Origin of the sequence: Streptomyces colwelliae, assembly GCF_048158785.1 — a bacterium.
Lineage (GTDB): Bacteria > Actinomycetota > Actinomycetes > Streptomycetales > Streptomycetaceae > Streptomyces.
In genome coordinates this window covers 1-12,405 of the sequence record NZ_JBLTJC010000311.1, presented here as the reverse complement: position 1 = coordinate 12,405, position 12,405 = coordinate 1, and the positions used below count along the sequence as shown (strand labels likewise).

The following is a 12,405-nucleotide window of genomic DNA, read 5'->3' as shown; positions in this document are numbered from 1 at the left end:
GACCTGGTCCGCAAGGCCTCCCAAGTCCGGCCCACCGCACGGCAGGTGGCCTGGCAGGAACTGGAGCGGACGGCGTTCCTGCACTTCGGCGTGAACACCTTCACCGGCCTTGAGTGGGGGACCGGTGACGAGGACCCGGACGTGTTCCAGCCGGCCGGTCTCGACACCGACCAGTGGGCCCGCGCCCTGCGCGACGGCGGCTTCAAGCTCGCCATCCTCACCGTCAAGCACCACGACGGCTTCGTCCTCTACCCCTCCCGCTACACCAACCACACGGTCGCGTACAGCAGTTGGCGTGCGGGCCAGGGCGACGTACTGCGCTCCTTCGCCGACTCCATGCGGCGGTACGGCCTCAAGGCCGGCGTCTACCTCTCGCCCGCCGACGAGAACCAGTACCTCCACGGCGTCTACGCCAACGGCAGCGCACGCGTCACGCGCACGATCCCGACACTCGTCGACGGCGACGACCGCTCCCCGGACACCCTCTATACACTGGACGCCACCGACTACGGCGCCCACATGCTCAACACCCTCTACGAAGTACTGACCGAGTACGGCCCGCTCGACGAGGTCTGGTTCGACGGCGCCCAGGGCCGCATCCCGCCGGGCCACGTAGAGGACTACGACTGGGACAGCTGGTACACCCTGGTCAGGTCGCTGGCCCCGGACGCGGCGATCGCCGTGACCGGCCCGGACGTGCGCTGGGTCGGCAACGAGGGCGGCATCGCGCGGGAGGACGAGTGGAGCGTCCTGCCGGTGAAGGAGGAGCAGTACGGGCGGACGGACTGGGCGTTGTCTTACGACACCGCCGACGAGGGCAGTCGTAGCGCGCTCGTCTCGGCACAGTCGAACACCGACTACTTGCAGTGGTGGCCCGCCGAGTGCGATGTGTCGATCCACGACGGCTGGTTCTACCACCCGGACCAAGTCCCCAAGAGCGTCGACGAGTTGATCGACATCTACTTCGGCTCGGTCGGCCGGAACTCGGTCCTGCTGCTCAACGTCCCACCGGACACGGACGGCGTGCTGGCGGCCCCGGACGTGGCACGCCTGCGCGAGTTCCGCGAGCGCGTGGACCGGGAACTGCCCGAGGACCTGGCGCTCGGGGCCCGGACGACCACCTCGCAGGGCCGCGTCACCGTCGACCTGGGCACCGAACAGGCCGTCGACCGCGTCCGGTTGGCGGAGGACACAGGGCGCTACGGCCAGCAGGTCGAGGGCTTCGTGGTCGAGGCGTACGTCGACGGGGCGTGGACGGAGGTGACCCGCGCGGGAACGATCGGCGCGAGCCGCATCCTGCTGCTGACCGCGCCTGTACGGGCCCGGCGCTGGCGAGTTCGCGTGACGGCAGCCCGAGACACCGTGAGGGTCGCGGAGTTCGGGCTGTACCGGTCGAGGGTCTGAGCGGCGGCCGGAACCCGGCTGTCCTCACATGTCCTTGAGGAGCTTCTCCAGGAAGGCCACCGACTCGGGGGCCGGTGAAGCCACCATGCTCAGCCGGTCCATGACCGCGAGATAGCGGTCGACCTCTTCGGGCTTGTCCAAGTAGAGGGCACTGGTGAGCTGTTCGAGGTAGACGATGTCCGGCAGGTCCGGCACCGGGAAGCGCAGCACGGTGATCGGACCGCCGGCGGCCGCGTGGCCGCCCACGGTGAACGGCAGCACCTGGAGTGTGACGTTCGGCAGGGCGGCCGTCTCGATGAGGTGCCGCAGCTGCTCGCGCATCACGTCCGCCCCGCCGAGCGGCCGGCGCAGCGCCGCCTCGTCCACCACGACCCACAGCCTCGGAGCGTCGGGTCTGGTGAGCAACTCCTGCCGGGTCATGCGGAGTTCGACACGGCGCTGGATCGCGTCCGGGGTGTCGACGGGCCGGCCGAGCCGGATGACGGACTCGGCGTACGCGGCGGTCTGCAACAGGCCCGGGATGAACTGGACTTCGTAGGTGCGGATGAGGGAGGTCGCTTCCTCCAGACCCAGGTGCTGCTCGAACCAGGTCGGGAAGGCGTCGCCGTACGCGCGCCACCAGCCGGGTTCGTTGGCACGGCGGGCGGAGTCCAGGAACTCCTGGCGCAGATCGGGTTGTTGGAGGCCGTACAGCGTCAACAGGTCGGCTACGTCGCGCTCCTTGAAGCCGACGCGGCCCAGCTCCATGCGGCAGAGCTTGGCGTCCGAGGCTCGTATCGCCGAAGCGGCCGTGTCCCGGGTGATGTTGAGGGACTCGCGCAGGCGGCGCAGGCGCGTGCCCAGCATGATGCGCTGGACGGTCGGACCGCCGCGCTGAAGGCTCAGCACATCCGAACCCGAGGGAGCGTATTCCGGTTGAGCTGCAGTCATGTTCATCCCCTCGGCGGTCGCGCCGATACCGTCCGCAAGTTTTCGGGACTCAAAAGAGGATCGTAGCACCGAGGTTCCGGATAACTGCGGGGAGTGAAGGAGCCGGAAGGTGCCGGCCTGTGTCCGGCGCCTTCCGGCCATCCGCGGGTTTTGCCTGACCTCAGCGGCCGGGGAGTAGGCCGTCGAAGTCGCCGTCCTTCACACCGCGGACGAACGCGGAGATCTCGGCGCTGGTGTAGACGAGCGCCGGACCTTCGGGGTGGCGCGAGTTGCGCACGGCGACCTGGCCGTCGGAGAGCGCGGCCAGCTCGACGCAGTTGCCCTCGGGGTTGCTGTGGTGGCTCTTGCGCCACTGCGCGTCGCTCAGCAGGGTCGCCGACATGCCGTTCGCGTGCTCTATGTGAGGCCTCATCGCTCCCCCGGAAGATCGAATGCAATTGCAGCTTCAATTGCATCCATTGGTGATGGGCAGGACGATAGCCCTCGGGTGGGCCGCTCGCAAGATCGTCTGCAATTGCAGCGGTAATTGCCGATGCACTTGCGTTCGCAGGGGCAGGCGGAGGACGATGCTCCGGACAGGTGTAGCGCGCGCAGTTGTTCTCTTCCCAGGGGTCTCAGGGGTCGCGATGTCCGCAGAGCAAGTCGTACGACCGGTCGACACCCTGCGGATCGAGGGGACTTGGGAGTGGCTGTGCAGAGCCGTCGACCAGGTGGGCCCGCCCGATCCGGGACAGACCGTCACCCGGGTACCCGCCGTCGGCGACGGACACGACCCCGCTCTCTGTTCCGTCCTCGTCGTGCCGCCGATGCCTCGATCGGCCCAGGTGGCACGGGACTTCACCCGCGCGGCACTGGCCGACCGAGCCGGGGACGAACTCGTCGACGACATGACGGTCACCGTGTCGGAGCTGGTGAGCAACGCGCTGCGCTACGGGCGGGCGCCCAACTCCCGTGCGGAGCCCCGGCCTTCACTGTGGCTCGCGGTGTGGGACCGGCTGCCGTACGCGGTGTGCGCGGTCACCGACGACAGTGATCGCATACCTGTCGAGGGGCACCCCGACGAGTTCGCGGAGTCCGGACGCGGTCTGCAGGTGGTCTCCGCGCTGAGCGAGTCGTGGGGATGGAACCTGCGGTCGGGTGGCGGGAAGACGGTCTGGGCGCTGTTCCGGATCTGAGGCGAGACACACGCGCCTCCGACGGGAGAGGCATGGGAAGGCGAGAGGGGGGCACCGGTAACTCCGGTGCCCCTCTTCCGTGTTGCTGCTCAGACCTTGCGGCCGATACCGCAGATCGCGTCCACGTCGGACGGGTCGCGGCCCACGTCGACCGGCTCCGGGTGCCACTGCGAGGTGGGCACGATGCCGGGCTCGATGACCTCCAGGCCGTCGAAGAACGCCTCGATCCGCTCGGGGCCGCGTAGGTGGTACGAGCTGGCGGAGTTGGCGTTGTACACCGAAATAGCCTGGTTCAGCGCCGCGTTGGTGTCGGTGCCGTCGCTCAGCGCGAGATAGCTGCCCGGGGGCAGGGCGTCCAGGAAGCGGCCCACGACGGACTCGGGCTCGTCCGAGTCCGGGATCTGGCCCAGGATGCCCAGCATCGTCAGAGCGATCGGCTTGCTGAAGTCCAGTGTCTTGGCGGCGACTTCGAGAATCCCCTCGGGGTCGCGCACATCGGCGTCGAGGTAGGCGCAGGCGCCCTCCGGGGTGCTGGTGAGCAGCGCTTGCGCGTGCACCAGGACCAGCGGGTCGTTGTCGACGTACACGATGCGGCTCTCGGGCGCGATGCGCTGCGCGACCTCGTGCGTGTTGTCGACGGTGGGCAGGCCGGTCCCGATGTCGAGGAACTGGCGGATGCCCGCCTCCTCGGCGAGATAGCGCACCGCCCGTACCAGGAAGCGTCGTTGGAGGCGGGCGAGCAGGGCGATGTCCGGGAACATCTGGACGATCATTTCGCCGGCCTGGCGGTCGGCGGCGTAGTTGTCCTTGCCGCCCAGGAGGAAGTTCCACACACGGGCGGAGTGCGGCCGGTCGAGCTGGAGCCGGTCGGCCAGCGGGTCTTCGGAGGTCATGGGCAAAGCCTCACACGAAGTACCCGGCGGTGTCCGGCGATTCGGACCCGAATCGGGAGTTACGGCACGCTCACTCCCGCGCCGTCCCGGTGCTGTCCCGCTCGATCAGCCGCGGCACCGGCACCCGCACCGTGCGCGCCGGCCCGCCGTCCAGCAGCGCGGTCAACTCCCGGGCCGCCGTACGGCCGAACTCCACGCTGTCCCGGGACAGCGCAGACAGCCACGGCCGGACCATGCGGCACAGGGCGGAGTCCTCCCAGGCGACCACCGACACGTCCGCCGGTACGGAGAAGCCGAGTTCGGCCGCGGCGGCCACCCCGGCGACGGCCATCACGTCGTTGTCGTAGATCAACGCCGTTGGGGGAGCCGCGACTTCGAGGACCCGGCGGGTGACGGCGGCGCCCGCGGCGTCCGAGTAGTCGGTGGTCACCGAGTGCACCTCGGTCAGCCCGCGCCGCGCGGACTCGGCGCGCAGGGCGCGGATGCGGCGCTCGGTGTGCGCGAGGCCCGGCAGGCCCGCGATGTGCACGATCCGCCGGTGGCCGCGCGCGTACAACTCGTCGACCACAGAAGCCATCGCGCCCGCGTCGTCCGCCCACACCGTCGACAGACCGGGATGCCGTTCGTCCGGTGCGCCGCCGATCACCACGGCGGGCAGGCCCAGTTCGTCGAGGAGGTCGGGCCGCGGATCCGCGGTGCGCGGGTCGGCCACCAGGACGCCGTCCACCCGGTGTTCGGCCCACCAGCGCCGGTACACCGCGCACTCGTCGTCGACGTCCTCGGCCATCTGGAAGAGCAGCCCGAGATGGCGCTCGGCCAGCACCTCCTGGATGCCCGAGACGAGCTGGAGGAAGAACGAGTCGACGCCGAGGGTGTCCGCGGGCCGGGCGAGGACGAAACCGACCGTCGCCGCACCCTCCCCGGACAGCGCCCGCGCCGCCGTACTGGGCCGCCAGCCCAGCTGCTCCGCGACCCGGCGCACCCGGTCGCGGGTGATCTCGGAGACGCCGGGCCGGCCGTTGAGCGCGAAGGAGACCGCGCTCTCGGACACGCCGGCACGCTGCGCGATGTCCTTCATCGTCGGCCGACGCGCGGGCGACCGCTTGCCTGACAACCGTGCTCTCCATTCCACCGGTGCCGCGCACTAATGCGCTTGAGTCAGCACACCCTAAAGCGCATTAGTGATCCACCGCAAGAATGCGAACACACCTCGCTGACCAGCGTAGTTGTCCGGATCCGGCCAACTAATGAATTTAGCTGAGCGGAATCCATTGACTCGCCCGCCGGAGAGCGTGCAAGGTCTGCCCCGGCACGATTGGCCAACCCCCACTGCAAAGGAGCCACTCGCTGTGCGCATCTCCCGCAGAGTCTTCGCCGCAGCTGCCGCCGCCGTAGTCCTCATGCCGCTGAGCGCCTGCGGTTCCGGGGGAGACGACGGCGGTTCGACCGACGCCTCGGGCAAGGTCGAGGGCGACATCACCTTCCAGACCTGGAACCTCCGCGCCAACTTCAAGTCCTACTTCGAGGGCGTGATCTCCGGCTTCGAGAAGAAGTACCCCGGCACCCACGTGAAGTGGATCGACCAGCCCGCCGAGGGGTACGCCGACAAGATCAGCGCGGACGCCGCGGGCGGCACCCTGCCCGACGTCGTCAACGTCTCCCCGGACCTGGTCGCCCCGCTCGCCAAGGCGGGCCTCGCACTCGACCTCGACAAGTCGGCCGCGAAGTACAAGAGCGAGTACCTGCCCGGTGCTTGGGCCAGCCACCAGATACCTGGAATGACCGGCACCTACGCCTTCCCCTGGTACCTCAACACGGGCCCGCTCTTCTACAACAAGTCCCTCTTCAAGCAGGCCGGACTCGACCCCGACCAGCCGCCGAAGACGTACGACGAACTCTTCGCCCAGGCCCTCCAGTTGGCCCAGAAGACCGACGGCAAGGTCGCCACCCTCGCCAACGTCCCCACCGTCGAGGACTTCGGCCGCTACGGCGTCCAGCTCATGAACAAGGCGGGCACCGCCTTCGCCTTCAACGACGCGAAGGGCATCGAACTCCTCACGAAGTACAAGGAGTTGTACGACGCCAAGGCCCTCGACTCGCAAGCGCTCACCGCCACCCCGGAGTCGTCCGGCAAGAAGTTCCTCACCGAGGCCGTCGCCATGAACCCCGGCAGCGCCCTGGACCTCGACAACTTCAAGAAGCAGGCGCCCAGCCTCTACAAGAACATCGGCATCACCGACCAGATCACCAGCACCGGGCACGTCAACATGTACGTGATGGGCGTGATGGTCAACTCCAAGACCAAGCACACCCCGGCCTCCGTGGCCTTCGCGCACTACGTCACCGACGCCCAGCAGCAGATGTCGTTCGCGAAGAAGGTCGCCATCTTCCCGAGCACCGCCGGTTCCCTCGACGACCCGTACTTCACCAAGGAGGACGGCACCGACGAGACACGGGTACGGATCGCCGCCGCCAAGTCCCTGAAGAACGCGGTCAATTACACACCGGTGCTGTTCAGCGAGCAGATGAAGACCGCGCTGCGCAACGAGGTCGCCAAGGCCCTGCAAGGCAAGGAGAGCCCCAAGACGGCTCTCGACAACGCTGTCAAGGCGTGCGACACGCTGCTCCAGCAGGAAGGCTGAGGGTCCCCATGGCCGACGTGTCCCGCGTGCGGCGCCAACTGCCCGCCAGCCCCTGGCTGTTCGCCGCCCCCGGGCTGCTCGTCGTCGGCGTCTTCGTGCTGTACCCCTTCGCTTCCACCGTGATCAACTCCTTCACGGACCGGCGCACCCTGATCCCGGGCCATTTCGTGGGCTTCGCCAACTTCCGCGAGCTGTGGCACGACGACATGTTCTGGACCGGCCTGCGCAACAGCACCCTGTACATCCTCGGAGTGGTCCCCGCACTCGTCGTACTCCCGCTGCTGCTCGCCCTGTTGGTCCAGAAGAACATCCCCGGCATCACCTTCTTCCGGTCCGCCTTCTACACGCCGGTCGTCGCGTCGATCGTCGTGGTCGGACTGATCTGGGTGTGGCTGCTCGACGAACGCGGCCTGGTCAACTCGCTGTTGGAGACGATCGGCGTCGGACAGATCGGCTTCCTCAGCGACCAGTGGCTGCTCCTGCTGAGCGCGATGGCCGTCACGGTCTGGAAGGGCCTCGGCTACTACATGATCATTTATCTGGCCGCGCTCGCGAGTGTGCCGCGTGAGCTGCACGAGGCCGCGTCGGTGGACGGCGCGGGCGCGGTGCGCCGCTTCTTCGCGGTGACCGTGCCCGCCGTCCGCTCCACGATGGTCCTCGTCGGCGCGCTGTCCTCGGTGGCCGCCTTCAAGGTGTTCTCCGAGGTCTACCTGATGGCGGGCCCGAGCGGCGGACCGGCCGGCGAGGACACCACCCTCGTGATGCTCGTCCAGCGCACGGGAACGGGTCTGACCGGCCGCGTCGGCTACGCCTCCGCGCTCTCGGTCGTCGTCTTCGTCGTCACCGTCGCGCTGATGCTGCTTGTGCTGCGGGCGGACCGGAAGGAGGACGCTTGAGCGTCATCGAGCGCACAAGGCCCGTCCAGGAGACGGCCGTTCGCGAACCCCGCATCACCGACGAGCACGGCCGTCGCATCCGCGTCTGGGAACTCGCCTTGCGCTACACCCTGTTGCTCATCGTCCTCGCGATCACTGTCGGCCCCTTCGTGTGGCAGCTCTCCACCTCGCTCAAGGGCCCGACCGAGGACATCTACAGCTCACCGCCGACCTTCCTCCCCGAACACCCCACCCTGCACAACTACAAGCGGGTCGCCGACACCATCCCCGTCTGGGACTACGCCTTCAACTCCCTGAAGGTCGCCACCGCCAACGTCGTGACGAACTGCGTCGGTTCGGCCCTCGCCGGGTATGCACTGGCCCGGCTGCGCTACCGGGGCCGCCGCGTGGCCACCCTCGTCTTCATCCTCGCGATGCTCGTGCCGGTGGAGGGCATCATCATCGCCCAGTTCACCACCATGCGGGAGCTGGGCCTGAACAACACCCTGATCGGCGTGGTCCTCCCGGGCTGCATCGGCGCGATGAACGTCCTGCTGATGCGCAACGCCTTCCTCAACCTGCCGTACGAGATCGAGGAGGCGGCCTTCGTCGACGGCGCCAACGTGTGGCAGCGGTTCCTGCGGATCGCACTGCCGTCCGTCAAGGGGACCATCGCCGTCGTCGCGATCTTCGCCTTCATGGGCGCCTGGGACGACTTCCTGTGGCCGCTCATCGTGCTCAGCGACCCGTCCAGGTTCACGCTCACCATCGGCCTCAACTATCTGCACGGCACCTTCGCCAACGACGAACGGCTCGTCGCGGCCGGCACGGTCATCGCCGTGGCACCGCTGATCGCCCTCTTCGCCTGCCTCCAGCGGTACTTCTTCCGGGGCGTGGGCGAAGGCGCGGTCAAGGGCTGATCGCCGGTCGGCACCGTCCCGTACTACGCGCTACAGACCGCTCCCATACGCACTACAGAGCCCTCCCGTACGCACTACAGAACCAGGATCCCGATGTCTTCTGCCGTGCGCTTCGGCGTCAACTACACGCCCAGCCAAGGGTGGTTCCACCACTGGCTCGACTTCGACCTCGACTCCGTACGCGCCGACCTCGACTCGATCGCCGAGCTGGGTCTCGACCACGTCCGGGTCTTCCCGCTGTGGCCGTACTTCCAGCCCAACCGGACCCTGATCCGAACGAAGGCCGTGGCGCAGCTGGTTGACCTCGTGGACGCGGCCGGTGAGCGCGGGCTCGACGTCAACGTGGACGGGCTGCAAGGGCACTTGAGCAGTTTCGACTACCTGCCCGCGTGGACCCGGACCTGGCATCGGCGCAACCTCTTCACCGACCCGGACGTCCTCGACGGCCAGGCCGCCTACCTGCGCACGCTTGCCGCCGCCCTCGCCGACCGGCCGAACTTCATCGGCATGACCCTCGGCAACGAGGTCAACCAGTTCTCGGCCGGCCCGCATCCGGACCCCGACCGGGCGACCGAGGACCAGATCGACGCCTGGCTGGCGCGGATGCTCGCGGCCTGTGCGGAGGGTGCGCCCGGCAAGCCGCATCTGCACGCCGAGTACGACGCGTCCTGGTACCAGGACGACATGCCGTTCACCCCGGCCCAGGCCGCCCGGCACGGTGCGATGACGGCCGTCCACTCCTGGGTCTTCAACGGCACCGCCCAACGGCACGGCCGTACTTCCGTGCCGAGCGAACACCACGCCGCGTATCTCATCGAGCTGAGCAAGGCCTGGGCCGGGGAACCGCACCGGCCCGTCTGGCTCCAGGAGGTCGGCGCGCCCCAGCCCCTCGTACCCGCCGAGCACGCGGCCGACTTCGCCTCCGCGACCATCGCCAACGCCCTCGACTGCCCCGACCTCTGGGGCATCACCTGGTGGTGCTCGCACGACGTGTCCCGCGACCTCGCCGACTTCCCCGAACTCGAATACGGGCTGGGCCTGTTGACCAACGACCGGCGGGCCAAGGACATCGCGCTGGTGCTGGCGGAGGCGGCGCGCGAGCCCGCATACACGCCCGCCACCCGCACGACGGCCCTGGTCGTGCCCGCCGATCCCTCGGTCCGCTCGGTCTGCGGGCCCGGCGGGCCGGTGTTCGACGCCTACTTCCGACTTGTCGCCGACGGTGCCCGCCCGGCGACCGTCCTCGACGTGCGCGCGGACGACAAGGAACACCTCGCCGCGCGCGGCATCACCGAAGTCGTCACTCCCGACCAGGTACTCCCCACCCCACAAGGAGACACCCGCTCGTGAACCCGAGACGCCCCACCAGACGCACCGTCCTGCTCGCCGGCGCGGCGGCCACCCTGCTGCCCCAACTGCCCACGCCCGCCTTCGCCGCCCAACAGGCAGCGACCAACACCGGGCAGCCGTACGCCAGTTACTGGTACCCGGACTCCCTGCCCGCCGGCACCCCGGGCACCGGCATCACCTGGAACAGCCTGAAGACCTGGACCGCCGCCGCCGACACGGACCTCGCCTTCAACGCGGCCGCCGTCCCCCTGGCCGCACGCTTCACCCCGACCCCCGCGAACAGCACCGCCCGCTCCGGACAGGCCCGCATCCAGTCCCTGGTCTCCTTCGGGCCGACGTCGAGCAACCCCTCGCAGGGCGCGGCCACCGCCGACTACTACGCCCTCACCCACTGGTCCTACCTCGACGAACTCGTCTTCTGGGGCGGCTCGTCCGGCGAGGGCATCATCCTCGCCCCGAACGCGCCCATCGTGGACGCCGCCCACCGGCACGGTGTCCCCGTCCTCGGCAACATCTTCCTGCCGCCCGTCGCCTACGGCGGCCAACTCCAGTGGACCCGCGACCTGGTCCAGAAGGACTCCGCCGGGCACTACCCGCTGGCCGCCCAACTCGTCGCGGTCGCCGCCGCGTACGGCTTCGACGGGTGGTTCGTCAACGCCGAGACCAGCGGCGGGAACACCGCCCTCGGCACGGACATGCAGGGTTTCGTAGGGGAGTTGAAGTCCCTTGCCGCCGCTCAGGGGCAGCGGGTCACCTGGTACGACGCGATGACCGTGAACGGGACGGTCAGCTGGCAGGGCGCGCTGAACACGTCGAACCAGGCGTTCTTCCAGGCCGCCGACTCCATGTTCATCGACTTCCGCTGGAGCACGAGCACCCTCGCCGCGTCCGGGACGAAGGCGGACGGACTGGGGCGCAGCCGCTACGAGTTGTGGGCCGGTGTCGACGTCGAGTCCAACGGGTCCAGTACGTCGGTGAGTTGGGACGCGATGGTGCCGACGACCAAGGCGCACATCACGTCCGTCGGCTTCTACCGGCCCGAGTGGACCCGCAACCACCTGCCCGCGAGCCGCACCCCGGGCGACTTCCACGCCGCCGACGACCGGTTCTGGACCGGGCGCTCGCTCGACCCGTCGAAGCCGGACGGCACGGACACCTGGCGGGCACCAGCCGTGTCGGTCGCGGACCGGTCGACGGTGGGCGGAGCGCTGCCGTTCGCGAGCGTCTTCAACACCGGGCACGGGCTGCGCTGGTACCAGGACGGGGCGGTCACCTCGGACGCGGCGTGGAACCACCTGGGGCTCCAGGACCAGCTGCCGTCCAGGCGGTGGGTGGTGCGGACGGCGGGGACCCGGCCCACCGTCACGTTCGACTTCGCGGACGCGTGGCGGGGCGGCAGCAGCGTGCTGGTCTCGGGTGTACTCGATCAACCGGCGACGGTGGATGTGTACGGTTCACAGCTGCCGATCGGTGTTGACACGGTGGTCGACCTGACGTTCCGCACTGACAGTGGCAGCGGCAGTGTGAACGTCGAGCTGGCCGTCGCCACCGCCGAGCCGAGCACGGCGGGGTCGACACCGCCGTACACGTATCTGCCTGTGAACTCGGTTAACGGCGTGCGGGCCGTGACGGACGTCAACGGCTGGCAGACGGTGACCGTGCCGCTCACAGGCGTCTCCGGCACGCTGCATGCGATCGGTGTACGGCTCACCGCGGCCGACGCGAGCGGGAGCGCTGTGAACTGGCGGCTCGGCGGTCTCGCTGTTCGCGACGTCAACGACACCCAGCCGCCCGCCGCCCCCTCCGACCTGCGGATCACCGCCGCCACCGGAGGCGACCTGCGCTTCGCCTGGGACGCCGCGCCCGGCGCCGTACGCCACTACACGCTGCACCGGCTCCTGCCCGACGGGACCCGGCGGTTCCTCGGCGGGACCTGCCAGCGCGCGTTCTTCGTCGGCGGGCTTCAGGTCGAACAGGGCGAGCAGCAGGCGTGGTTCGAACTGCGCGCGACCGGGGAGCTCTACACAGCGTCGGCTCCCGTGACCGTCGCGCACACCTGGTAGCACCAGCCTGACAACAGCCGCACCCCAACCCGCAACCGAGCTACGGAGCACCCCACATGCATGACGACCGCAGCCTGGTCGAAGCCCGCCTCAAGCGCGTCCTCGAAGAGCGCATCCGTCCCGCCGTGTACCCCGAGTCCGTGCCGCTGGAGG

At 69.2% G+C, this 12,405-nt stretch carries 11 protein-coding genes; 7 read left to right on the top strand and 4 right to left on the bottom strand.

The genetic code is table 11. The annotated features are described in order from the left end of the window. A partial coding sequence (locus ACNFOC_RS40865; RefSeq protein WP_416964080.1) for an alpha-L-fucosidase occupies positions 1–1,404 on the top strand: 1,404 nt, incomplete at its 5' end. A gap of 24 nt (positions 1,405–1,428) precedes the next feature. Here the strand turns inward: ACNFOC_RS40865 and ACNFOC_RS40860 are convergent. Both ACNFOC_RS40860 and ACNFOC_RS40855 read right to left on the bottom strand, forming a co-directional pair. Further along, positions 1,429–2,334, bottom strand: coding sequence for a Sco1979 family transcriptional regulator (locus tag ACNFOC_RS40860; protein ID WP_416964079.1), 906 nt, complete (start codon positions 2,332–2,334; stop codon positions 1,429–1,431). Between the two features lie 160 nt (positions 2,335–2,494). Next, positions 2,495–2,746, bottom strand: coding sequence for a DUF397 domain-containing protein (locus tag ACNFOC_RS40855; RefSeq protein ID WP_033279071.1), 252 nt, complete (start codon positions 2,744–2,746; stop codon positions 2,495–2,497). A gap of 214 nt (positions 2,747–2,960) precedes the next feature. On the opposite strand from ACNFOC_RS40855, the gene ACNFOC_RS40850 reads away from it, so the two are divergent. Next, a complete protein-coding gene (locus tag ACNFOC_RS40850; protein ID WP_416964078.1) occupies positions 2,961–3,509 on the top strand; it encodes an ATP-binding protein in 549 nt (182 codons plus the stop codon). 89 nt (positions 3,510–3,598) lie between these two features. Here ACNFOC_RS40850 and ACNFOC_RS40845 read toward each other — a convergent pair whose 3' ends face one another. Both ACNFOC_RS40845 and ACNFOC_RS40840 read right to left on the bottom strand, forming a co-directional pair. After that, positions 3,599–4,402 carry an SAM-dependent methyltransferase gene (locus ACNFOC_RS40845; RefSeq protein ID WP_416964077.1) on the bottom strand — a complete coding sequence of 268 codons (804 nt, stop codon included), beginning with the start codon at positions 4,400–4,402 and terminating at the stop codon, positions 3,599–3,601. A 70-nt stretch (positions 4,403–4,472) separates the two neighbouring features. Beyond that, complete coding sequence (locus ACNFOC_RS40840; protein ID WP_416964081.1) at positions 4,473–5,480, bottom strand: LacI family DNA-binding transcriptional regulator; 1,008 nt, start codon at positions 5,478–5,480, stop codon at positions 4,473–4,475. A gap of 271 nt (positions 5,481–5,751) precedes the next feature. Between ACNFOC_RS40840 and ACNFOC_RS40835 the strand changes: the two genes are divergently transcribed. The 5 genes from ACNFOC_RS40835 (at position 5,752) to ACNFOC_RS40815 (ending at position 12,252) form a co-directional block, all read left to right on the top strand. Further along, positions 5,752–7,044: an ABC transporter substrate-binding protein gene (locus tag ACNFOC_RS40835; RefSeq protein ID WP_416964076.1), complete on the top strand. Its 1,293-nt coding sequence runs from the start codon at positions 5,752–5,754 to the stop codon at positions 7,042–7,044. A gap of 8 nt (positions 7,045–7,052) precedes the next feature. After that, complete coding sequence (locus ACNFOC_RS40830) at positions 7,053–7,940, top strand: carbohydrate ABC transporter permease (protein WP_416964075.1); 888 nt, start codon at positions 7,053–7,055, stop codon at positions 7,938–7,940. Next, the gene (locus tag ACNFOC_RS40825; protein WP_416964074.1) at positions 7,937–8,839 is read left to right on the top strand and encodes a carbohydrate ABC transporter permease; all 903 of its coding nucleotides are present in this window, start codon (positions 7,937–7,939) and stop codon (positions 8,837–8,839) included. Before ACNFOC_RS40830 ends, ACNFOC_RS40825 begins: the two co-directional genes overlap by 4 nt. Before the next feature lie 93 nt (positions 8,840–8,932). After that, positions 8,933–10,189 carry a glycoside hydrolase 5 family protein gene (locus ACNFOC_RS40820; RefSeq protein WP_416964073.1) on the top strand — a complete coding sequence of 419 codons (1,257 nt, stop codon included), beginning with the start codon at positions 8,933–8,935 and terminating at the stop codon, positions 10,187–10,189. Beyond that, positions 10,186–12,252 carry an endo-beta-N-acetylglucosaminidase gene (locus tag ACNFOC_RS40815; protein ID WP_416964072.1) on the top strand — a complete coding sequence of 689 codons (2,067 nt, stop codon included), beginning with the start codon at positions 10,186–10,188 and terminating at the stop codon, positions 12,250–12,252. Before ACNFOC_RS40820 ends, ACNFOC_RS40815 begins: the two co-directional genes overlap by 4 nt. The last annotated feature ends 153 nt before the right edge of the window (positions 12,253–12,405 follow it).